18 protein-coding genes are annotated in these 21933 nt (G+C 57.5%); 3 read left to right on the top strand and 15 right to left on the bottom strand.

Annotated features, from left to right (window positions below; translation table 11 throughout):
• Positions 1-17: 17 nt before the first annotated feature.
• From nifE to glpA, 10 genes are all read right to left on the bottom strand, one after another.
• Positions 18-1445: a nitrogenase iron-molybdenum cofactor biosynthesis protein NifE gene (gene nifE, locus ACUZ9P_RS13325; protein WP_449250068.1), complete on the bottom strand. Its 1428-nt coding sequence runs from the start codon at positions 1443-1445 to the stop codon at positions 18-20.
• 63 nt (positions 1446-1508) lie between these two features.
• Positions 1509-2873 (bottom strand): nitrogenase component 1, encoded by a 1365-nt coding sequence (locus ACUZ9P_RS13320; RefSeq protein WP_449250067.1) that lies wholly within the window; start codon positions 2871-2873, stop codon positions 1509-1511.
• A 1-nt stretch (position 2874) separates the two neighbouring features.
• Positions 2875-4464 carry a nitrogenase molybdenum-iron protein alpha chain gene (nifD, locus tag ACUZ9P_RS13315; protein ID WP_449250066.1) on the bottom strand — a complete coding sequence of 530 codons (1590 nt, stop codon included), beginning with the start codon at positions 4462-4464 and terminating at the stop codon, positions 2875-2877.
• 11 nt (positions 4465-4475) lie between these two features.
• Positions 4476-4853, bottom strand: a complete 378-nt coding sequence (locus ACUZ9P_RS13310; RefSeq protein ID WP_022659258.1) for a P-II family nitrogen regulator — start codon at positions 4851-4853, stop codon at positions 4476-4478.
• Positions 4854-4862: 9 nt separating this feature from the next.
• Positions 4863-5186, bottom strand: a complete 324-nt coding sequence (locus ACUZ9P_RS13305; protein WP_449250065.1) for a P-II family nitrogen regulator — start codon at positions 5184-5186, stop codon at positions 4863-4865.
• A 27-nt stretch (positions 5187-5213) separates the two neighbouring features.
• Positions 5214-6035 carry a nitrogenase iron protein gene (gene nifH, locus ACUZ9P_RS13300; protein ID WP_022659260.1) on the bottom strand — a complete coding sequence of 274 codons (822 nt, stop codon included), beginning with the start codon at positions 6033-6035 and terminating at the stop codon, positions 5214-5216.
• Positions 6036-6838: 803 nt separating this feature from the next.
• Positions 6839-7594, bottom strand: a complete 756-nt coding sequence (locus tag ACUZ9P_RS13295; protein WP_449250064.1) for a class I SAM-dependent methyltransferase — start codon at positions 7592-7594, stop codon at positions 6839-6841.
• Between the two features lie 206 nt (positions 7595-7800).
• Positions 7801-9012 (bottom strand): anaerobic glycerol-3-phosphate dehydrogenase subunit C, encoded by a 1212-nt coding sequence (locus ACUZ9P_RS13290; protein ID WP_449250063.1) that lies wholly within the window; start codon positions 9010-9012, stop codon positions 7801-7803.
• Positions 9009-10298 carry an anaerobic glycerol-3-phosphate dehydrogenase subunit GlpB gene (glpB, locus tag ACUZ9P_RS13285; protein ID WP_449250062.1) on the bottom strand — a complete coding sequence of 430 codons (1290 nt, stop codon included), beginning with the start codon at positions 10296-10298 and terminating at the stop codon, positions 9009-9011. The genes ACUZ9P_RS13290 and glpB overlap by 4 nt, the downstream gene beginning before the upstream one ends.
• The gene (glpA, locus tag ACUZ9P_RS13280) at positions 10282-11889 is read right to left on the bottom strand and encodes an anaerobic glycerol-3-phosphate dehydrogenase subunit GlpA (RefSeq protein ID WP_022659264.1); all 1608 of its coding nucleotides are present in this window, start codon (positions 11887-11889) and stop codon (positions 10282-10284) included. The genes glpB and glpA overlap by 17 nt, the downstream gene beginning before the upstream one ends.
• A 283-nt stretch (positions 11890-12172) precedes the next feature.
• Here glpA and ACUZ9P_RS13275 point away from each other — a divergent pair, with 283 nt between their 5' ends.
• Positions 12173-12952 carry an HAD-IIA family hydrolase gene (locus tag ACUZ9P_RS13275; RefSeq protein ID WP_449250061.1) on the top strand — a complete coding sequence of 260 codons (780 nt, stop codon included), beginning with the start codon at positions 12173-12175 and terminating at the stop codon, positions 12950-12952.
• A 126-nt stretch (positions 12953-13078) separates the two neighbouring features.
• Here ACUZ9P_RS13275 and ggt read toward each other — a convergent pair whose 3' ends face one another.
• Entirely contained in the window at positions 13079-14836 is a 1758-nt protein-coding gene (ggt, locus tag ACUZ9P_RS13270) for a gamma-glutamyltransferase (protein WP_449250060.1), read from the bottom strand.
• Positions 14837-15185: 349 nt separating this feature from the next.
• Positions 15186-16994, bottom strand: a complete 1809-nt coding sequence (locus ACUZ9P_RS13265) for a methyl-accepting chemotaxis protein (RefSeq protein ID WP_449250059.1) — start codon at positions 16992-16994, stop codon at positions 15186-15188.
• 303 nt (positions 16995-17297) lie between these two features.
• On the opposite strand from ACUZ9P_RS13265, the gene ACUZ9P_RS13260 reads away from it, so the two are divergent.
• Positions 17298-17507 carry a hypothetical protein gene (locus ACUZ9P_RS13260; protein WP_449250058.1) on the top strand — a complete coding sequence of 70 codons (210 nt, stop codon included), beginning with the start codon at positions 17298-17300 and terminating at the stop codon, positions 17505-17507.
• Positions 17504-18559: an NAD(P)-dependent alcohol dehydrogenase gene (locus tag ACUZ9P_RS13255; protein ID WP_449250057.1), complete on the top strand. Its 1056-nt coding sequence runs from the start codon at positions 17504-17506 to the stop codon at positions 18557-18559. Before ACUZ9P_RS13260 ends, ACUZ9P_RS13255 begins: the two co-directional genes overlap by 4 nt.
• 115 nt (positions 18560-18674) lie before the next feature.
• On the opposite strand, the gene ACUZ9P_RS13250 is transcribed toward ACUZ9P_RS13255, so the two are convergent.
• From ACUZ9P_RS13250 to ACUZ9P_RS13240, 3 genes are all read right to left on the bottom strand, one after another.
• Positions 18675-19964 (bottom strand): TRAP transporter large permease, encoded by a 1290-nt coding sequence (locus ACUZ9P_RS13250; RefSeq protein ID WP_449250056.1) that lies wholly within the window; start codon positions 19962-19964, stop codon positions 18675-18677.
• A gap of 9 nt (positions 19965-19973) precedes the next feature.
• On the bottom strand, positions 19974-20534 hold the full coding sequence (locus tag ACUZ9P_RS13245; RefSeq protein WP_449250055.1) for a TRAP transporter small permease: 561 nt from the start codon (positions 20532-20534) through the stop codon (positions 19974-19976).
• Positions 20535-20735: 201 nt separating this feature from the next.
• The gene (locus ACUZ9P_RS13240; protein WP_449250054.1) at positions 20736-21740 is read right to left on the bottom strand and encodes a TRAP transporter substrate-binding protein; all 1005 of its coding nucleotides are present in this window, start codon (positions 21738-21740) and stop codon (positions 20736-20738) included.
• Positions 21741-21933: the final 193 nt, after the last annotated feature.

The following is a 21933-nucleotide window of genomic DNA, read 5'->3' as shown; positions in this document are numbered from 1 at the left end:
AAGCCGATTACGCTGTGCTAAAAATGTGCTGCTCTTGCGGCCAGTGCCTGGCGTACCAAACTGGCCTGCGCCTGCGTTGCCTCGGCAAATGAGGCAGAGCTGCGCGTAAACTGCCACACAGGGCTGTTGATCGAAAGGTTCACCTCGCGGGTGAAGTTTTCAACGCCTTCAAAACCGCCCAGGGCGTGCTTGCGCTCGTGGTTGTGGTCGCAAAAGGCTATGCCCAGCTTGTAGGCCAGGGGGCGTTCCTTGACGCCGCCCACCAGAATATCCGCGCCTTTCTGCTTCATGAAGGTTTCAAGCTCTGCGGGGTTGGCATCGTCAAGAATGACTGTGCCGGGGTTCACCAGGCTCGAAATGATTTCATAATCTTCAGGCTTGCCGGTCTGGGTTCCTACAACCACGGTTTCGATGCCCATCTCGTTAAACTGCCGGATGAGCGATATGGCCTTGAAACCGCCGCCCACAAAGATGGCGGCCTTTTTGCCCACAAAGTGCGGCTTGTACTGTTCAAGAAAAGCTTCAGCCTTTGCGCCGCGCTCGGCAATAAGGGCTTCAGCCTTGCGCTTGGCGTAGTCGTCGTTGAGGCGCTCGGCCACCTGCCGCAGGGCGGTGGAGGTGTCCGCCACCCCAAAGAAGCTGGCGCGCATCCAGGGAACGCCCATTTCGTCTTCCATGCGCTGGGCCAGATACATCATGGAGCCAGCGCACTGCACAATATTGAGCTGTGCAGCCGGGGCCTTGATGAGCGTTTCGTACGCGGCGTCGCCCGTAAGGGTGGCAACAATGGGAATGCCCATTTCGCGCAGGTAATTGCGTATAATCCACATTTCGCCCGCAAGGTTGTAGTCGCCCAGAATGTTGACGCCCTTGACCTTGGGCTGTTCCTTGTGTGGCTCCATGAGCTGCACCAGAGCATTACAGGCCATGCGGTAGCCCGTGGACTTTGTGCCCGAAAAACCCGGAGCCTTGATAGCGATAACGCGGATGCCGTACTTTTTTTCCGCATTGCGGCACACGGCTTCCACATCGTCGCCGATCACGCCCACAATGCAGGTGGCGTACACAAAGATGAGCTTGGGCGAATAGTTGGCCACGGCCTCATCAATGGCGCGGGTGAGCTTTTCTGCACCGCCAAAGACAATGTCTTTTTCCTGCAAGTCGGTAGAAAAACTGTTGCGGAACAGTTCAGAGCCGCTGGTAAGGCTACCGCGAATATCCCAGGTGTAGCTGGCGCAGCCGATGGGGCCGTGAACGATATGAAAGGCATCGGTAATGGGGTTTAACACCACGCGCGCACCGCAGTACACGCAGGCCCGCTGGCTCACGGAACCGGCCACGCTGGCCGTATCGCAACGCAGGCCGTTGCCGCTACAGCAGCCTCCGCCCTTGTTTCCCTTTTCCTTGATGGACGTGCGGCGTTCTTCAAGTATTTCCATCGCCATGGTAACCCCCTTGGAAGGGCGGGGGGCATACCCCCCCGGCCCTTGTCGCGGCTTTGAGCCGTCTTACATGATCAGATCCATGTCTTCGTCAGCGCAGTTGCGGTCAAACTCTTCCATGAGCGTATCAGCGATCCGGGTGGCGAGCTGGAAGGCTCCACGGTAGCCGACCATGGGCAGCGAGGCGTGTCCGTAGCGGTCAAGCACCGGGAAACCGGCGCGAACCAGCGGGATGCCCTCGGCCTTGGCGATCTGCTTGCCGTGCGAGTTGCCAAGCAGCAGATCCACGGGTTCTTCCTTGATGAACTGGTGCAGGTCAAATAGATCCTTGGCCGCATAGGCCTTGCATTCTTCTTCCTTGCCGTATTCCTTGAACATGGCTGTGGCCAGCTTGACGAATGTTTCGCCGGGCGTACCAGTGAGCACGTACTTGGGGATCATGCCCAGTTCAAGGCAGAAGCGGGTCATGCCAAGCACTGTGTCGGGGTCGCCGTACACGGCAACCTTTTTGCCGTAGAAGTACGGGTTGGCGTCCAGCATGAGGTCGAGCAGGCGGCCCCGTTCTTCGTCAATAAGCGGGTCAACTTCGCCGCCGTTGAGGTTTGCCATGGCCATGATAAAGGCATCGGTATCGGCCAGGCCGATGGGCAGGGGCAGCAGGTCAAAATTCACGCCGCACTTGCGCTTGAGCTGGGCGGCGGGTTCCTCGCTGGTAAGACGGCCAAGAGCCAGAACCTTGCGGCACGAGCCGAGCGCGCGGATTTCGTCAATGGTGGTGCCGCCCTCGGGGTACATCTTGTATTCGCCGGTCATGGGCGCATCCATGACGTTGCTGCAATCGGGGAACATGATGGACTTGAGCTTCATCAGGTTCACAAGGTGCTTGTACTCGCGGATGTCGCCGGGGTTTACGAAGCCGGGGAACACCGCCACGGTTTCCGTGGTCTTGCCCTTGCTGGCAAGGTATTTGATGAACCCGGCCATCATGTTGCCAAAGCCCGTCACGTGCGAGCCAACGTAGCTCGGCGTGTTGCAGTGCACCACGACCTTGTCGTCCGGAATTTCCATTTCGTCGATGTAGGTCTTGAGGTCATCGCCGATGGTTTCAGAAAGACATGTGGTATGCACGGCAATAATATCAGGGTTGTAGACCTCAAGCGTGGTCTTGACGCCCTGACGGATGTTGGGGCCGCCGCCGAACACGCACGCGCCTTCGGTAAAGGAACTGGTGACCGCAATGGCGGGTTCCTTGAAGTGACGCGTAAGGTAGGTGCGGTGGTAAGAAGCACAACCCTGCGATCCGTGGCTGTAAGGCATGCAGTTGTGCACGCCCAGGGCGGCAAACAGCGCACCCACCGGCTGACAGGTCTTGCACGGGTTGATAAGAACGCCCGATCTGTTCACATGTGTCTTTGGGGTGAGGTCAAGCATACTATTCTCCCACAGTTCCTTGCAGGGTGGCGCGGTTCTTCCAGGGCGGGGTTACCATGTGCCACGCGGGGGTGAAGTACCCCATGCAGAGGTCGTAACCGAACTGCGTTGCGCCCTTGAAACCCGCGTAAGGCCCGCTGTAATCGTAGCTGTGCAGCTGGCGCGAGAGGGTCCCGGCCTTTTGCAGCGCGTACTTGTCCTTGATGCCGGAGAAGAACATGTCGGGCTTGAGGATTTCCATAAATTTTTCAGCTTCGTACATGTTGAGGTCGTCAACCACGTAGGTTCCCTCGTCCATGTCGCGTATCATGCCATCGTACTTTTCAAGCGGGATTTCGGCGGCCAGCTTGTCGTACTGTTCCTGCGTAAGGTAGGCGTGATACTTCTTCTCGTCCTTTTCTACAGTGATGTGTTCGATGTTCTTGCTGTCCGCGTCGTCCTTGATGTTGGGGATGATTTCCCGGCCTTCGTAGTCGTCGCGGTGGCCGAATTCGTACCCGGCAAGCACGGTCTTGATGCCCAGATCCTGCAACAGGCCCTGGTAGTGGTGCGAGCGGCTGCCGCCCACAAAGAGGGCTGCGGTCTTGCCGTTGAGGCGGGCCTTGTAGGCCGCCATCTGATCCTGCACTTCGGCCAGTTCTTCGGCGATAACCTGTTCAGTACGCTGCGCAAGCTCGGGGTCGCCAAAGTAGGCAGCCATGTCGCGCAGGCTCTGAACCGTTCCTTCCAGGCCGATAAAGTTGACCTTGAGCCAGTCCACGCCGTACTTGGTCTTCATCATTTCGGCGATGTAGTTGATGGAGCGGTGGCACTGCACAAGGTTCAGGTTGGCCTTGTGCGAGCTGGCGATGCGTTCCACTTCGCCATCGCCGGTGAACACCGAAACCACTTCGTAACCGATCTTTTTAAGGATGCGTTCCTGTTCCCAGCCATCGCCGCCGATGTTGTATTCGCCAAGAATATTGATCGAATACTTGCTGGCCGGTTCGTAACTGCCTGTGCCGATAACGCGCTTCATGATGCCGTTGTTGGCGATGTGGTGGCCCGCCGACTGGCTTACGCCCTTGTAACCCTCGCAGCTGTATGCCACGCAGCGGATGCCGTATTCTTGTTCAGCTTCTGCGGCCACGGCCTGAATGTCGTCACCGATCAGGCCCACAGGGCAGGTGGCGGCGATCATGATGGTCTTGGGGTGCATAAGCTCCATGATTTCATCAATGGCCTTCTTGAGCTTCTTGGTGCCGCCAAAGACGATATCAGGCTCCTGCATGTCTGTGGTAAAGCAGTACTGGATGTAATTGGGGGTATCCCCTTCTGCCTTGGCCTTGTTGCGGCGCGTACCCCAGCTATAGAAGCCGCAGCCCACAGGGCCGTGGGTAATCAGGACCATATCCTTGATTGGGCCGAGCACAACGCCCTTGCAGCCAGCGTAACAGCAGCCCCGGTTGGTCATGATGCCGGGAATGGCACGCGTGTTGGCGATAATAATCTGGTCTTCCGCAGGATTGACCTTGAGCATGTGCTCCTTGCGGTTCTTGAAGACCTTGGCGTTGTAGCGCTCAAGCACTACTGCGTTGGCGTCAATACTCATACATACCTACCTTATGCGTCAGCGCGCTCGCCCGTGCGAACCACATAGGATTCTTCCACCGGCATCACAAAGATCTTTCCATCGCCGGGGTGGCCGGTGCTGTTGGCTTCTATAATGGCCTTGACCACAGCTTCGACCTTTTCATCGGGAACGCAGATATTGAACAACCGCTTGGGGATCAGCCTGCCCACTTCGGTCAGGGACTCGCCCGCCGGAGTGCGCGGCAGCTCGCCGCTTTCCATAACCATGCGCAGCGTGGCGGGATCCATGCCTTTTTTGCCGCGTCCCAGGCACTTGGTGCATGAGAATGAGGGGCATCCGGCCTTGGACAGGGCATTTTTAGTAGCCGCCACCATGTTGGCCCGAACCATTGCAACTATTTCCTGCATGGGAGCCTCCTACAGGCCGGACTTGCCGCTGCTGATGGTCCAGGCCTCGCTGACGCTTGAAACAAAGATTCTGCCATCGCCAAAGTGACCGTCGCCCGTTTTTGCCACGCGCAGGATAACGCGGATGGCATCGTCCTTGTCTTCATCGCTGACCACAAGCACGAGCATCTGCTTGGGAATTTCATCGTACTGAATGTCGCCCACCATGATGCCTTTCTGCTTGCCGCGCCCCACCACATCAAGCTTGGTAACGGCGGGAAAGCCCGCTGCCAGCAGCTCGGAGAGAACCTCGGTGGTCTTCTCAGGCCGAATAATCGTGCGAATCATCTGCATTGTTGTTCTCCGTTTCGTGCTGTTGGTTTAGGCGTCCATCAAACCGTGTTCCATGAGCAGCTCTTCGAGCCTTTCCTGGGAAAGGGGCTTGGGAATGATAAACATGTCGTTACCGTCGATCTTCTGCGCCAGGGTGCGGTATTCGTCGGCCTGTCCGCAGGTGGGGTCAAATTCGATAACGGTCTGCTTGTTGATTTCGGCGCGCTGCACCATGTTGTCGCGCGGCACAAAGTGGATCATCTGGGTGCCGATTTCCTTGGCAACGGCAGAGACAAGCTCGGCTTCGCCATCAACCTTGCGGCTGTTGCAGATGATGCCGCCAAGGCGCACGCCGCCGGTGTTGGCGTACTTTTTGACACCCTTGCAGATGTTGTTGGCGGCGTAGAGGGCCATCATTTCGCCCGAGGCCACGATGTAGATTTCCTGAGCCTTGCCTTCACGGATGGGCATGGCGAAACCGCCGCACACAACGTCGCCCAGAACGTCATAGAACACGTAGTCGAGGTCTTCAGTGTAGGCGCCAAGGCGTTCCAGCAGACCGATGGAGGTGATGATGCCGCGCCCGGCACAGCCAACGCCCGGTTCGGGGCCGCCGGATTCCACGCAGCGGATGCCCTTGAATCCGTTTTTGAGCACCAGATCCAGCTCGATGTCTTCACCCTCTTCACGCAGGGTATCGAGCACGCTCTGCTGGGCAAGGCCGCCCAGAATAAGGCGCGTGGAGTCGGCCTTGGGGTCGCAACCCACGATCATGATGTTCTTGCCCATTTCGCCAAGGCCGGCGTTAAGGTTCTGTGTGGTGGTGGACTTGCCGATACCGCCCTTGCCGTAAATAGCTACCTGACGCATGAGATTCCCTCTGGGTTTGATGTTCCCGCGCTCGTTGCGCTTGTCCCTCTTTGTGCAGAAACCGTGCCGTTAGTTTAACTATATAATATTATTGATTAATTTTATAATCTGTATGCACAATCAATACAAAATTGTTAATATGGCCCACGGTGCATAAAAAACTCGGTTCTCTGTAACTCGGTTTAATGATAGGTTTTTATTTGACGAAAAATTTTGGCTGTAAATCGACGATACAAATTTGTTTGAAATTGGGAACGTGTTGCAGAGAAATCACCATGCGTGAATGTGCGGGGACAGAATGGGCTGTATTTGGGGCCTACGGTGATGGACGCGCAGTGGAAAACAGGCAGGGCAGTGATGGCTGCTCATGAACGCAGAAAGCCCGGCCCATCAGGCAAATGGGGCAAGGGCGGGGATTGAATAGCAAAAAGGCGGCGAATTGAGGGCAGTGTGAGGGGAGGAAGGTGGCGGTTCAGGCAAGAACGTATACGTTCGGACTGATTTGTCAGTGAGGAATGCAAAAGGGCTTATTCATCGAGTATGCTCAGCCCTGCATGCCGCAAAGATATGTATGGTCGGAGTCGGGAGCATTTGATTCAAAATTGTATCAAAATAGGAATGGAGGCGTAAAAGCTGCAAAGCGTGAACAATCCAACCCGCGTAAGAATACAGCGAGCAAGACAATGCGCATGGCTTATGCGCAGCATATGCGGCAGAAATGCAGGCAGTGGTTCGGCGGCGGGGATGGTAGTTTTACGCGCAGCCAGAAGTTTTTGAAGTATCTGCGCGGATCAGCGCCGTGGTCAGGATGTACGCCAGATGAGCATTTCAAGGGAATATTCCGTGCGTTCCACGTATTCCCCGTTCTGGTTGCGAAATCCCTCAAGATGCGCGGCCAGATGGGCCATATCCGGCTCAGAGCCACGGGCGCGCAAGTTGGCGGCGCAGGCTCCCAGCAGCTTATCGCGGGTGTGCGGCACAACCCACTGGCCGTCAACGGGCAGCGCGGTATACTGAATGCGCTGGCCCTCAAGCCATGCACGCATGTCGGGGGCATCGGCGAACTGCGGCGGCGTGATGCCGTAGTGCGTGTACAGCCCGGCCATGACATCCGAAGTCTTGCGCTCGGTGAATCCCATAAAGACCACCTGCTCCAGAGCGTAGTGCTGCAGCTTCGCGCGGGCGGCGTCATCGCTCAGGGCCGGGGTCATGGAAGCAAATACAATCTGGAAGCGTTCCTCAAGGGCAAAGTGTTCCCAGTCTGAAAGCACGGGCCGTATGTTGGCAAGGCCCTGCGCGGCGGCATCCTGCATGAGGATGCGGAGCATTTCGTCAGATATATCCACGGCAATGACCGATGCGGCCTCCTGCGCAAGGCGGATGGTGTACATGCCGCTGCCGCAGCCCACATCCAGAACCGTTTTGCCGCGAAAATCCACGCCGTTGTCACGCGCCAGCTGGAGCATGCGGCCTTCGTAGGTGTCGGCCCCGGATTCATAGCGGGGAAAGGACTCGGCTCTGCTGTTCCAGAATGCTCTGGTGCTGTTTTGGGCTGTCATGGCGTATCCTTTGGGTTGGTCAAACCGTCTGGACAACTGGAGCAATGCACAGAAAATATGCGTCAGACGGCGCGGCAATGTTGCAGCCTGTTTCTGATTTCCTGAGGTGTTGACCTTGCAAACACCCGCTTGGCAGTCGGTGAACCGTCTGCCAAGCGGGTGTTGTAAGCGCTTAACTGCGTGGCATAGTTGCCGCAATCCAAAGCCTAGCGGGCTTCGAGCCGCTGCCGCAGAATGGTGACAGGGTGCAGGCTGAATTTGCCGGAACCGTGCGTGATCTGCACGCGGCAGGTGCCGCACTCGGAAACCGCCGCCTGGGCGCCGCTTTCACGTACCTTGGCGAACAGTTCCGAGCCCACGGTCTGGGCAATGTCGTATTTTTCCTTTTTAAAGCCATAGCTGCCGGAAATGCCGCAGCAGCCTGCATCAGCATTTTCCACGGTTACGCCGTCAAGGCGGCGCAGCAGTTCCAGCCCCGGCAGGCCGTTGCCCTGTGCCCGCAGATGGCAGGGCGCGTGGTAGATCAGCTTGAGGTCGGGCAGGGTTTGCTGTTTGCCATCGGCCTTCAGCGAGAGGTCGCCGCTGTCCACAGCATCCAGCAGAAATTCCTGCGCGTCCGCAAGGCTGCATGCGCCGTACTTTTCCGCCACATCGGGGAAGTACTCCGGCAGATCTACCCGGAACATGAGGGCGCAACTGGGGCAGCCCGTCACCACGGGTAGCCCTGCATCGCGCCACTGGCCCAGAGCTTTCAGGTTATGTTCCGCATTGGAGCGGGCATGCTGCCAGAAGCCGTTGGCAACCATTGGCAGGCCGCAGCACACAAGTTCTTCGGGCACAATGACCTTGTAGCCCGCGCGGTTCATGGCCCATACCATATCAAGGCCGGTGCGTGGGTCGTACACGTCCACGTAGCAGCCGGGGTAGAAAACCACGCTGCGTTTGTGGTCGGGCTGGTGCACATGGCGCATGAGCTGGCGGAAGGTCTGGGGCGCAAAGGCGGGCAGGGGCGCGCGTTTGTCGATGCCCAGCGCATCCAGCACCATGCGGGTAACGGGATTGAGCATGCCGAAGTTCTTGAGCGCCGCCGGAATGAGCCGTAACCACTTGGCCATGAGCTCGCCGTGACCAAGCACCCAGTCGCGCAGGCCGGGGGAGTGCTTCTTGAACTGGTCGGCTCTTGCCATCATGTTGAGGCTGGAAACCGGCACGCCGTGCGGGCACGAGATATCGCAGTTTTTGCAGTTGGCGCAGTAGTGCAGCGAGGGGTCTTCCGTCAGCCCGAGCAGGCGAAAGCGCTCATAGGCAGGGCCTATCATGCGCGGCCCCAGAAACTTGGGGGTCGCATCCGCCACGGGGCAGTGCACCACGCAGGTGGTGCAGGCTATGCATTTGTCTGGATTGATGTGCACGCTCATTGGTTTTCCCCGGCAGCGGCGGCTGCGGCGGCCATAAGGCCCGCCTGCCAGCCCGTGGCGATGGCAACGCCGTGACCGCTTTTTTCTGTTGCGTAATCATATCCGCCAAGGCTGCGCCCGGCGAAAAAGACGTTTTGCCAGCGCACTACGGCGGCATCGTCAACAGGGCGCATGGTGCGGTCAACGCGCACACCCATGCGCGAGAACAGGTGGTTGCCAAAAATCTTCGGCTCTGACCACTGCGAAACATCCTGCGGCACGGTGATGTCGATGCCGAACACGGAATCCCAGCATTGGCCGGGTTCAAGCGTCATGCCGCCGCCAAGGATGCCGCCGGTGGCGGTTACAAAGGCGCGGGCGGCGTGGTGGCGTTCCTGCCCGGAGGCCTCGACCACCAGCGCTGTGCATGTTTTGCCGCTTGTTTCGGCGCGCAGCGCAGTGCAGTTTTCCACCAGTTCAAAGTTGTGCTTGTGCAGGGCCTGCAACAGGGCATCACGCAGACGCAGGCCGCCAACCCCCGGAGGGATGGACAGCATTTCCACCACCGGGCAGCCCGCAGCGGCATTGACCGCCTGCCAGATTTCCGGATTGGCCTTGCTGCCGCAGAGCGGCGGGATAAGGATGAGGTCGTACTTTCCGGCATGCGGGGCTAGTGCATCCAGCAGCCAGCGGCGGCTGTGCGGCTTGTCCGCCATGCGGGCCAGATCAAGCGCCGATATGGCGCGGTGGGTTTCGCCAAAGGGCGAGGGCAAAAGCCCCTGGGTGAATTCCTTGTCGGCCCAGCTTTTGTAGCGCCGCAACTGGCTGACCACCAGGGAGGGGCGGCAGTCGCGCAGGCCCTGCACGCTCAGCACCAGTACCTTTTTGGCGCTGGCGAGCGCCTCGGTATGCAGGCTGGCTGGCAGCAGATAGGTGGGCTTGAGGGTTCCCATGATGGTGGGCAGCTGGGTGTTGCACGGCGTGCCGTCCTGCGAGAGGGCGGGGCGCATGGGCCAGTGCTGGCCTTCCATCACATTTGCAAAGAACTGAAAGGCCGAGCGGACGCTTTCTGCCCCAAGCAGGCTGTAGGGATGGTCTTCAGGCAGCATTGCCAGTGCCTGCCACGGGTCGGCGGCAAATCTGCCGTCCGCATAGCCAAGAAAATCCACCGAGCCGCCGCTGATAGCCAGCGAACCCATGCCCGTGGTGAGCAGCCGTACGCTGCGGCCCTGATCCGCTGCGGCAAGGGCGGCCACAAGGCCCGCCATGCCGGAGCCGACCACCAGTACGTCAACAATCCTGCTCATGGGCGGCTCCATCAAGATTGAGTGTTCCCGCGTATACGGCGCGGCCAAGTTCCATTTCACGCGCCTGCATGCCCCACAGGGCAGGGCGCAGACCGCCCCAGCGCTCCTGAAGGAAGCGTCGCACGTTGTCGGTAGCTGAAAATTCGAGGGGAATATCGTGTTCTGAAAGCGCGGCAACTGCCCGTAAGGAGCAGAACGTTCCCTGGCAGGTGCCCATGCCCAGGCGTGTGCGCAGGCGGATATCCGTAAGCGAATGGGTGGAGGCATCGCGCGCCACGCATTCAATTTCCGCCATGCTGACCATTTCGCATTCGCAGAGCAGGGGGTTGGAATCGGCCTTTTCCGCGCGCTCGATCACAGGGGTCAGGTCATCGCCCATGCGGTCGGCCATAAGCTGGATGCCCTGCACGGGAAAGTACTTGGCAGCGCGGGAAAGCGTGGCTTCGTCCGGATCCGGCACAATGGCTTCTTCAGCGGTGCGGCAGGGGGCGGTAACGCCAAGCTTGGCGCAAACCTTGTCTGCGGTGCGTTCTCCCATGAGGCGGTAGGTGGTCAGCTTGCCGCCGAAAATGGAAACCATGCCGTCAAGGCCCTGCTCGGCGTGGTCCATAACATGGAAGTTGCGGCTGGCCTTGCGCCCGGCGGTATTGCCCGGCGTGTAGAGGGGGCGTGTGCCCGCAAATGCGCGCAAAATTCGGTAGCTGCGCACATCGGGAAACAGCGGCTCACCGATTTTGAGCAGGCGCAACACTTCCTCGCTGGTGGGGGTCGTGTCGTCCGGCCTGTCGGTGGGTATGGACGTGGTGCCAAGAATGGTGATGGAGCCGTGCGGCACAAAGATGTCGCCGTCCGAGCCGGGGTGCAGGCGGTTGACCACGCGCGAAGTGAAGCGGTGGTTAAAGACCACAAGCGTACCGCGATCGGGCGAAACCGCCACATCAAGCCCGGCCAGGGCCGCAATGCGACCAGACCACGAGCCAGCGGCGTTGACAACGACAGAACAGGCAATTTCAATGGTTTCGCCCGTATTTTTGTTGATGGCCGTGACGCCGCAGACCTTGCCGTTCTTCTGGCAGATGCCGGTCACTTCATGATAGGTGAGCATCTGCCCGCCGTGGCGCCTGGCCGACATGGCGTTGTGCAGCACCAGCCGGAAGCCATCCACGCAGGAGTCAGGCACGCGGAAAACGCGTTTGACCTCGGGCGACATGTTGGGTTCAAGGCGCAGGGCTTCCTTGACGTCAATTTCAGGGGCATCAATGCCCGCTCGGGCACAGGCCTCAACCCAGCGATCCACGTAGGCGGGGTCGTCCTCGGGCGTGAGCGCAAAAAAACCTTCGGTTTGTTCCACGCACTGCCTGCCAATGCGCCGCACGATCGTGTTTTCTTCAATACATTCACGCGCGGATTCATTATCCCCCACAGCGTAACGGCCGCCGCTGTGCAGCAGGCCATGAAAGCGCGAGCTTGTGCCGTGGGCCAGGCCGCCCTGTTCGAGCAATATGGCAGGAACGCCGCGCATGCAAAGATCGCGCAGGGTTCCTATGCCTGTTGCGCCGCCGCCGATGACGACAACAGTAGTTTCAAGCATGGTTTCTCCAGTGGAGCAAATTGTCGGAATCGTCCTGAAGCATGCAGACGCTGTCAGATGCCGCGCCTGCGGGGCCGAAAAACAACGGCGCATCTACGCAACAAGATTGAAGGGCCGGATCGGTTGGATAATTGCTGCGGTTATGCTCAGGATGATTGTTGATACCGTATGGTTATCAATTTGTGTAGTTGCGTCAAGATTGAATACAAGAGAATGTTGCGGTAGCGCTTGCCAGAGTGGGCAATGCCGCATAATGAAAGCAAAAAACTTGAGGATTGCATATATGGATTGGTCAAAAAAGCGTTGCGTTGTGCTTGATATGGACGGCACCGTCTACCTCGGTCATATCCCCATTGATGGGGCCGTGGGCTTTATTCAGCGGCACTGGAACAGTCTGGATTTTTATTTTCTGAGCAATAATACTTCCAAATCGCCCCTCACCTATGTGGATAAGCTCAACGGTATGGGGATTGCTGCGCGCGAAGACCTGCTGCTCTCGCCCGTGACGCCTCTGGTGGATTTTTTGCGCGCCAATGGCATTTTGCGCGTTTTTCCCGTGGGCAATGCCGATTTTCAGCATGATCTGCTCAAGCGCATGCCTGAGTTGCAACTGGTGGAAGAAGGCGCGCAGGCCGTGGTGCTGGCCTACGATACGGAGCTCACCTACCACAAGCTTGCCCGTTCTGCCGTGCTTTTGCAGGACAGTTCGGTGCTCTTTCTCGCCACGCACCCCGATCTGGTATGCCCCTCGCCCGAAGGCCCGCTGCCGGATGTGGGCAGTTTCATCAGCCTGTACGCCACGGCCACGGGCAGAAAGCCGCAGCACATTTTTGGCAAGCCCGCCCCAGCCGTGCTCGCGCCATTGCTGGCGCGCTACCGCAAGGAAGAAATGGTCATGGTGGGCGACCGCCTGAGTACGGACATGCAGCTTGCGCGCAATGCGGGCATTGATTCCATTCTGGTGCTCAGCGGCGAAGCCACGCGCGCCGATCTTGCCAGGGAGGAGCATCAGCCAACCCTGGTGCTTGAAGACCTGGGCCACGCCGATAAAGACTGGGCATAAAGCCCAGCTTGGCCGTTATCGACAATAAAAAACACCCGCTGTGGCCGAAAGACCAGAGCGGGTGTTTTTGTGTCAGAGCTTGCGGCCCCACATGCTGCTGGGTCCGAAACTTGTTTTTACGTCAGTCTAGTAGGCCACGGCAGCGCCGTCGCCGCGCGGATCCGTACCGCCCTGACGCACACCGGTGGCCTGATCCACAAGGATCGCACCCGCATGGCCCATGGTGTCGGTGTAGTTTTCAATCAGGCGCACAGGATGCCCGCGCCGCTTGAGTTCGTCCGCCACCTTTTGGGGAATGCGGCCTTCAAGCTTGAGGTCGTTGGAAGAAGCGCCCCAGGTGCGGCCATAAAGCCAGCGGGGAGCGGCAATGGCCTCTTGCGGGGTCATGCCAAAGTCCACCACGCGGGTAACGATGGCGGCCTGGGTCTGGGGCTGGCCTTCGCCGCCCATGGTGCCGTACACAAGGTAGGGCTTGCCGTCCTTGAGCAGCATGGCCGGGTTCAGCGTGTGGAAGGTGCGCTTGCGCGGCTCAAGATGGTTCACGTGCTTGGGATCAAGGGAGAAGAAGCTGCCCCGGTTTTGCAGCAGTACGCCGGTGCCGCCCGCCACGATGCCGGAACCAAAGTCGTGATAAATGCTCTGGATAAGCGAAACCGCGTTGCCCTGCGCATCCACAACGCCAAGCCAGATGGTGTCGCCCTTGGGATCAAGGGGCGTAAGGTTTGTGGCAGCCTTGCTCATGCTGATGCGCGCGGCCTGATCCTTGCCATGCTTGGCAGAAAGCAGGTAGTCGAGCGGAATTTTTACAAAATCAGGGTCAGAGAGGTACTTGTCGCGGTCGACAAAGGCTTCCTTGGTGGCTTCGATCAGCGCGTGGTAGTAATCCGCCGTGCCTTCGCCCATGGCCTTGATGTTGAAGTTGTTGAGGATGTTCAGAATTTCAAGGGAGGCCATGCCCTGCGTGTTGGGCGGGAAGTTCACGGCCTTGTAGCCACGGTAATTGACCGAAATGGGGTCAACCCAATCGGCCTTGTGGTTGGCAAAGTCGTTGAGGGTCAGCAGACCGCCGTTGGCTTGCAGGTCGGCCACAATACGCTTGGCGATGTCGCCCTTGTAGAAGACCTGCGCGCCTTTGTCCGCAAGCTGGTTCAACGTGGCTGCCAGATCGGGCAGGCGCATGACTTGGCCCACGGTGTAGGGGCTGCCGTCCGCATGCAGATAGGCTTTGCGGAAGGCGTCAAAGCGTTGCAGGTTGCGGAATTCTGAATCATTGGGATTGGTATTGATCTTGCTCCAGTAAGCCAGCGAGGTGCTCACGGGAAAGCCGTTGGCGGCATAATCGGTGGCGGAAGCGAGCAGCTCCTTCCACTTCATCTTGCTGCCCATGCTCTGCTTGCTGTAGGCATAGGCCGCATCCCAGCCGGAAACTACGCCGGGCACGGTATTGGCCGCAATGTAGCCTCGGGAGGGAATTTTTTTCAGCCCTTTGGAGGCATAAAAGTCAATGGTAGCCATTTCGCCCGAGCGGCCACTGGCGTTAAGCGCCTTCAGCTCGCCGGTTTTGGCATTGTAAATGAGCCAGAAGTTGTCTCCGCCCAGGGTGCACATCTGCGGATACACAACCGCAAGGGTGGAGGCGGTGGCAATGGCCGCGTCTACGGCCGTGCCGCCGCGCCGCAGCACGTCCAGCCCGGCCTGCGAAGCCAGGTAATTGGGGCTGGTAACAACGCCCCTGGTGCTCAGGGGGTTGGTGGCGGCGGAAATGGTCGCAGTGTACTGGGGCTCATCCTGCGCCTTGACTGTCGCAGCAGGCAGTAAGAGGCCGCATGCCATGAGAACAGGCAGGGTTTTGCGGCTGACCAGAGAGATAAAATTCATGGACATCAGATTCTCCTTTCAGAAATGCTAAAGGCAATGAAACCGGCCATGTATATGCACCATCTGTTCCAAAGAGAAAGATAAACTATTTAAATATATTGAATTTTTTAACAGGCGCAATCTGGAACATTTTTGTTTGCTTCTTGGCTTGCTGGGCCAATTTTGTAACAAGTTGCAGACTGCGCGGCAAAACCATAGACCCGCCCCCGACAATTGCGGGCGGCAACGTACTCACACAACAGCGTTACGGAAATTTCCACGCTGCCGCTGTGTATTTGTTTATCAAACTCTGGAGGAATGATGGCGCTGTGCAGCAGGGCGCTTCACCAAGGTGAAGCGCCCTGAACTTGCCGCATTATTTGGTGTTTTTCAGTTCAGTGACCATGTTGTTGAGCTTTTTGGCCTCATCGGCAAGGGCGGCAACCGCTCGGGCCGATGTGTGCATGATGGTGGCGGTTTCTGCCGCGATGGAGCTGACCTGGGTCACTGTTTGCGTGATGGATTCGGTTGCGGCGGACTGTTCTTCTGACGAAGTGGCGATGCCGCGCACCTGATCAACGGTCTGATCCACCATACCCACGATTTCGCGCAGTGCTTCGCCGGATTTTTGCGAAAGTGTGGTGGCGCTTTCCACGTTGCCAGCAGTCACGTCAACCTGACGGATGCTGGAATCCACGCTCTTCTGGATTGCGCCAATGGCATTGCCCACATCACTGGTGGAGCTCATGGTTTTTTCCGCCAGTTTGCGCACTTCATCGGCAACAACGGCAAAGCCGCGTCCGGCTTCTCCGGCGCGCGCCGCTTCAATGGCGGCGTTGAGGGCCAGCAGGTTGGTCTGGTCTGCAATGTCGGAAATAACGCCCATAATTTGCGAAATAGCCCCAGCATGCTCGGCAAGCTTGGTCATTTCGTCTTTCAGCACAAGGGCATCCTTTTGCACATTGCCAATGGCCTGCACGGACTGGAACACAACTTCCGCGCCTTCCGCAGCGCGCTGGCGCATGCTGGTGGAAAGATCCGCTGTGGCCGAGGCGTTTTTGGCAACCTCTATGACCGTGCAGTTCATCTGTTCAACCGCAGTGGCGGCTTCTGTGGTGCGCGCGGCCTGCGTGGTGGCCCCTTGCTCGGCCTGTTCGATATTGCCGGAAATTTCTGTCGAAATACTGGTTATGGCCGTCACCACCTGTTCCAGATGCTTGGCGGCGCTCAACATGCCTTCGCTGCGGGCGCGGTGCGCTTCCTCAGTCAGGCGTTCGGCCTCGGCAACGGCTTCGAGGGCCTTTGCCGCGCTCTGTTCAGCCTCGCGGGTTTTTTCTTCAGAGATTGCCAGTGATTTTTTTACGTTGGCGGTCATTTCGGACATGCAGCGTTCAAGAACCGTAATTTCGTCCTTGCCAGTCGCTGTGATGTTAACGTCCATGTCGCCGTTGGATATGCGCTGTGCAGCCTCACGCGCGTCCTTGATGGGCAGCAGGATGGAGCGGGTAATCAGCAGCATGAACGGAATGTATAAAAGCACAACGCAGCAGGCCACCGCGATGAGGATTTTTTTGAGATTGGCAAAAATGGCATCGCTGATCTGGCCCGCGATTTCATTTTTGACCTGTTCCACATTGTCGATGTAGACGCCAGCGCCGACCCACAGGCTCGTGCCGGGCACCTGTGCGCCATAGGCGATTTTTGACTGGGTGCCGCCGCCGGGCTTGTTGAAGACAAAGGTCACAAAACCGCCGCCTTCCGCCGCCTTTTTGGCAAGCTCCGCGTTGAAGCGGACGCCGTTTTTGTCAACGGAATTGCCAAGATCCTTGCCCACAAGATCAGGGAAAACGTGAGCAACAACAATGCCGCCGTCATATACAAAGAAGTAGCCGGAGCTGTCTTTTTCGTAACGGGCTTTTTTTATGGCGCTGGCAATAATGGCATTGCGCTTGGTTATGTCGGTAATGCCGCTGATCTGCTCGCCAATGCTGTTTGCCATGGTGGTTGAGAGATCTCGGATGCGTTGCTTCTGACCTTCATAAAACATTTCGCCCACTTTCTGGGCGGAAAGTTCGGTGGCGGAGTTGGAGATGTGGATCAGGGAGTACACCAGCCCGCCAACAATAATCAGAGTAAAAATCAAGATCATGAACATACGATACGAGATCGTGAACATCCTGAACATGCATACCTCCAGTACCATTTACTGTTGAAGCAAATCAGCTGCGCCAACCTTTGGATCGGCCTAATGGTTCAGTCTGTAGATAAAATTTCCTGCTGCATTTTCGCATTGATACTAATTAGCGTATCGTTCGTTGTATATATAACTTTATGCTTTGAATAAAAATCCTTTGTTACAAGAAAACGACAATTTTTTATCGCCAGGTAGTATTTTAATGCATCCAGCTTGAATTGTTCAAAAAAATGATGACAGAGCATTAAAGATAATAACCATGCGTTAATTTTCGCAGAAGGCTGGGTTTGTTGGGTGGCTTCTCCAGATGACGGCAATATCGGCGCTGTCGGTCTGAAAGTATGGGCGATGGCAGGCCGCATTGTGGAGTTAATAAACTATATTTGTATAATATTATTTTGTGAAAAAAATCACTTTACTCCTGCTTCGGTACATTCTAGGGTGAATGCACAACCAGTTGTGCTGGCTGTCGCAGTTACCCAAAAGACAGGAGAAGAAAAATGAAAGGTTTTGCAATGCTTGGCCTGAACAAGATCGGCTGGATAGAAAAAGAAAAGCCCCAGTGCGGCCCGCTGGATGCCCTTGTTCAACCCGTGGCGGTAGCTCCTTGCACTTCAGATGTCCACACGGTTTGGGAGGGCGCGCTGGGTGACCGGCACGACATGATTCTGGGACACGAGGCGGTTGGCAAAGTTGTGGAAGTCGGTTCCCTGGTGCGTTGTTTCAAACCCGGGGACAAGGTCATCGTGCCCGCAATTACGCCAGACTGGAATTCGCTTGAGGCGCAGGCCGGGTATTCCATGCATTCTGGTGGCATGCTCGCGGGCTGGAAGTTTTCCAATTTCAAGGACGGCGTGTTCGGCGAGCTTTTTCACGTTAACGATGCGGACGGCAACCTGGCTTTGCTGCCGCCCTCCATTGATCCTGCCGAGGCCGTGATGCTGAGCGATATGGTTCCCACGGGCTTTCATGGCGCGGAACTCGCAGACGTGCAATACGGTGATTCCGTGCTGGTGGTAGGCATTGGCCCTGTGGGCCTGATGGCGGTTGCGGGTGCTGCCCTGCGCGGCGCTGGCGAAATTTTAGCTGTTGGCTCCCGGCCCCTGTGCGCACAGGTTGCCCGTGAATACGGCGCAACAGCCATCATCAATTACCGCGATGGCGACATTGTCAGCCAGGTAATGGACCGCACCAAGGGCAAGGGAGTGGACAAGGCCATCATTGCCGGGGGCGATGTGGACACCTTTGCGGAGGTCATACGTGTGCTCAAGCCCGGCGGGCGCATCGGCAACGTGAACTATCTGGGATCCGGCGATTTCATCAAAATCCCGCGCATCGAGTGGGGCTGCGGCATGGGCCACAAGGTCGTGGCGGGGGGGCTGATGCCCGGCGGCAGGCTGCGCATGGAAAAGCTGGCAAGTTTGCTGGTTCACGGGCGGTTGAGCGTTGCGCCCCTGCTGACCCACAGATTCAAGGGATTTGAGAATATTGAAAGCGCCTTGCTCTTGATGAAGGACAAGCCGCGCGACCTGATCAAGCCCGTTGTGGTGGTCTAGCACTCAACTGCGATGCAACTTGCCGGCTAAGCAGTAAGCCCCGGCAGGCGTCAAACAAAACCTCCCGGCATGCCACAGGTATGCCGGGAGGTTTTTATTTATGCGCAATGAGTTGCTAATTGCCGCCCATCAGCCAGTTCATGGGAACAATCGAAAGGCTGGGGAAGAACAGCAGCAGGAAGAGCATGACCACTTCCACAAGCACAAAAGGCACAAGTTTGACGATGAGGTCGGCAAACTTGATGTGCCCGATGCCGCACACCACGTACAGCACCGTGCCCACCGGGGGCGTAATAACGCCGATGCCCAGGTTGAGCACAAAGAGCAGGCCGAAGTAGTACGGGTCGATGCCAGCCTGCTGGATCAGCGGGTAGAACACTGGCGCAAAGATCAGGATGTTGGGCGTGAGGTCCATGACCATGCCGATAAGGAACAGGAAGATATTGATGCTGATGAGCAGCAATATTGGGCTGTCAATAAGCGGCGAGAAGAGCGCGGTCATCTGGTTGGGAATCTGCGCGATGGTAATGAACCAGCCAACAGCCGTAGCCGTGGCCACGATCAGCATGACCACCGAGGTGGTGCGGGCCGCACGGGCGCTCACCCGCAGCAGATCGCGGAAGGAAAGCTCGCGGTAGTACAGCACGCACACCAAAATGGCGTAGATGGCTGCAAACGCGCCGCCTTCAGTAGGTGTGAAAACACCAAAGCGAATGCCGCCAAGCAGCAGCACCGGCATCATGAAGGCAGGCGTGGAGTCGATAAGAATCTTGATGGCTTCTTTCTTGGTGAAGCGGATGGTTTCGTTATAGCCATCCTTGCGCACCACAAAGAACCACACCACCATGAGGGCCAGACCGATCATGATACCGGGCACCAGGCCGATCATGAACAGCTTGGTGATGGAAAGTCCGCTGACCGTAGCGCCAAGCAGAATGAAGTTGGTGCTGGGCGGGATGATGGGGCCAAGGATGGCGCCGGAGGCGATAACAGCGCCCGCGCGGCCAGGGTGGTAACCCACCTGCTTCATCATGGGCAGCAGCAGGCCGCCAAGAGCGGCGGCTTCACCCACTGAGCTGCCCATCAGGCCAGCAAAGATGATACTGGCGATAATGGCCGCATAGCCAAGGCCGCCGCGCACCCGGCCAATCATGAGCTGGGCAAGCTGCACCACGCGTTTGGAAAGGCCGCCCTCCGCCATGATTTCACCGGCGAACACAAAGAAGGGAATGGCCATCAAGGGGTAGTTGTTGGCGCCGTCCAGCATGCTGCCGGGAATAATCATGGCATCCCACATGCCCGAGTGCCACATGAGCACAATGGAGCACAACACAAGCACAATGGCCAGAGGAACGCCAATGAGCATGAAGAAGAAGAGGGAGCCGAGGAAAATAAAGAGTTCCATTCTTCTCTCCTAGCCCTTTTGGAAGGTGGATGCGGGTCTGCGAACCAGGCTCGCGAGAGAGCGCAGTTCTACAACAAAACCAACAAGGGCCATGACGGGCAGGGTGCCGTTGATAAAGGCCATGTTGACGTTGGTCGCCACAGAGTAGGTATCAAGCGTTTGCAGCACGTTGACCACGCCGCCGTAAAACAGCAGACCCAGGGCAAAAAGGCTGCATACTGAAGCCAGTACATCCACAGACTTACGCTTGGTGCCTTCCAGTGTGGTCACAAGCAGGTCGACTGCAATGTGCTTCTTGCAGATAAAGGCTTCAATAGCGCCGAAAAAGGTGATGTACATAAAGAGAAAGCGTGCCCATTCTTCGCTCGGCGGGTAGCTCGAAGAAAAGATGTAGCGCAGCAGGGCATTGTAAAACACAAGACCGATCATGCCCAGAAAGATGACGGCGCAAAATACTTCAAACAGCAATTGCCCCATGGTTTCGTGCTTGGGTTCCTGTTCCGGCTCAAGCAGGGCATGGACGCCCGGCGCATGGTCAGGCGGAAAATTTTTGGAAATGTCGTCGCTCATAACGAACCTCTGGAAAACGCTGCCCCAATCGCTGGCTACGCAGTGCCATGCTGATGTCAGCAAGCCTGTTTGTGCCGCCGCAGATGGCTGCGTGAAGAATTGTTGCAACCCCCGCGGCCCAAAAAGGATGCGGGGGTTTTGTCCATGAACTGCACAGGCCGGAAAAGCCTATACTTTTCCGGCCTGTAAAGCGGGGAACAATTATTTGGATTCGCGGTAGCTGGCGGCGCTGTCCAGAATGGCCTGGCAGTTGGGCACCGTGTCGTAAAAGAGCTTCCAGCTGCGCTTGCCGGCTTCAGCCATGTAATCGTGGAATTCCTTGCTGGGGGTATTGATGCTGCCCTTGTTGGCAAGGATGGTTTCCTTGGCTTTTTCGTCGCCTTCCTTAACCATGACCCACACGTCATCGGCGGAGCGCTTGGCAGCTTCGTCAAACCACTTTTTGTCCTCGGCGGGCAGCGACTGATAGAACTTGTCGTTGATATAGAGGGAGTGGATCACGAGGATGTGGCCGGTAAGGGTGATCTGGGGCGTGATCTCATACATCTTGAGGCTGACGATGTCGGCCAGGGGGCTGTCGCCGCCGTCGATAACGCCCTGGTCAAGCGCGCCGGGCACTTCGGCAAAGGGCATGGGCTGGCCGCTGATGCCGCATTCCTTGGCAAAGTTGGTGTACAGGGGAATGTTGGGCACGCGCATGCGCAGGCCCTTTATGTCTTCCACCGTGACGATGGGCTTCTTGGTGTAGAAGTGGCGGAAGCCCAAGGGAAAGGCGTTCATGGTGCGCAGGCCGGACTTTTCGGTGAAGCCTTCGTTGATGAGGTCAAAAGTCTTGCCTTCCATGGCGCGGCGGGCGTGATCCAGATCGTCGAAGAGCATGGGCGTTTCAAGCATGGCCATGGCGGGGTGCAGGGCAGAGGTCTGCGTACCGGTGGCGCACATCTGGATGATGCCCTTGCGGGTGGCGGCAATGTAGGCGTCTTCCTTGCCAAGCTGGCTGTTGGGGAAGACCTGCACCTCATATTTGCCATTGGAAAGTTCGGCAAGATACTTGCCGAAAAGGTGCATGCCGATGGTTTCCGGCTCGCCCTCGGGCTTCATGCCCGCCATCTTGATGATGGTTTTGGCTTCAGCAGCCTGGGCAAAGCCAAGGGTCATGCCGCAAACAAGGCCCAGAGCAACAAGCAATGCTACGATACGTTTCATCCTGTAAACCTCCTCGCTAGTAAAACTTAGATGCCGTTTGACAATGAAAACTTATCCCTGTCCACAGCAGGGGGGCAATTATGACCAGCCGACGCGCCCACGTTTCCCAATACGCTCGGGTGCGTCAGACTCTGACGGGTCAAAAGCTGAGGCAAACTTAAGTGACGATCTACCTAAAATTCAACTGTTATTT

The sequence above is a fragment of the Desulfovibrio intestinivivus genome (assembly GCF_053570665.1).
The sequence above is the reverse complement of the archived record's forward strand: the minus strand, read 5'-3'. Positions and strand labels throughout refer to the sequence as shown.

Excerpts from the sequence above, each read along its gene's own strand:
- nifE (WP_449250068.1), bottom strand. The coding sequence starts at position 1,445 with ATGGCGATGGAAATACTTGAAGAACGCCGCACGTCCATCAAGGAAAAG.
- ACUZ9P_RS13320 (WP_449250067.1), bottom strand. The coding sequence starts at position 2,873 with ATGCTTGACCTCACCCCAAAGACACATGTGAACAGATCGGGCGTTCTT.
- nifD (WP_449250066.1), bottom strand. The coding sequence starts at position 4,464 with ATGAGTATTGACGCCAACGCAGTAGTGCTTGAGCGCTACAACGCCAAG.
- ACUZ9P_RS13310 (WP_022659258.1), bottom strand. The coding sequence starts at position 4,853 with ATGCAGGAAATAGTTGCAATGGTTCGGGCCAACATGGTGGCGGCTACT.
- ACUZ9P_RS13305 (WP_449250065.1), bottom strand. The coding sequence starts at position 5,186 with ATGCAGATGATTCGCACGATTATTCGGCCTGAGAAGACCACCGAGGTT.
- nifH (WP_022659260.1), bottom strand. The coding sequence starts at position 6,035 with ATGCGTCAGGTAGCTATTTACGGCAAGGGCGGTATCGGCAAGTCCACC.
- ACUZ9P_RS13295 (WP_449250064.1), bottom strand. The coding sequence starts at position 7,594 with ATGACAGCCCAAAACAGCACCAGAGCATTCTGGAACAGCAGAGCCGAG.
- ACUZ9P_RS13290 (WP_449250063.1), bottom strand. The coding sequence starts at position 9,012 with ATGAGCGTGCACATCAATCCAGACAAATGCATAGCCTGCACCACCTGC.
- glpB (WP_449250062.1), bottom strand. The coding sequence starts at position 10,298 with ATGAGCAGGATTGTTGACGTACTGGTGGTCGGCTCCGGCATGGCGGGC.
- glpA (WP_022659264.1), bottom strand. The coding sequence starts at position 11,889 with ATGCTTGAAACTACTGTTGTCGTCATCGGCGGCGGCGCAACAGGCATA.
- ACUZ9P_RS13275 (WP_449250061.1), top strand. The coding sequence starts at position 12,173 with ATGGATTGGTCAAAAAAGCGTTGCGTTGTGCTTGATATGGACGGCACC.
- ggt (WP_449250060.1), bottom strand. The coding sequence starts at position 14,836 with ATGTCCATGAATTTTATCTCTCTGGTCAGCCGCAAAACCCTGCCTGTT.
- ACUZ9P_RS13265 (WP_449250059.1), bottom strand. The coding sequence starts at position 16,994 with ATGTTCAGGATGTTCACGATCTCGTATCGTATGTTCATGATCTTGATT.
- ACUZ9P_RS13255 (WP_449250057.1), top strand. The coding sequence starts at position 17,504 with ATGAAAGGTTTTGCAATGCTTGGCCTGAACAAGATCGGCTGGATAGAA.
- ACUZ9P_RS13250 (WP_449250056.1), bottom strand. The coding sequence starts at position 19,964 with ATGGAACTCTTTATTTTCCTCGGCTCCCTCTTCTTCTTCATGCTCATT.
- ACUZ9P_RS13245 (WP_449250055.1), bottom strand. The coding sequence starts at position 20,534 with ATGAGCGACGACATTTCCAAAAATTTTCCGCCTGACCATGCGCCGGGC.
- ACUZ9P_RS13240 (WP_449250054.1), bottom strand. The coding sequence starts at position 21,740 with ATGAAACGTATCGTAGCATTGCTTGTTGCTCTGGGCCTTGTTTGCGGC.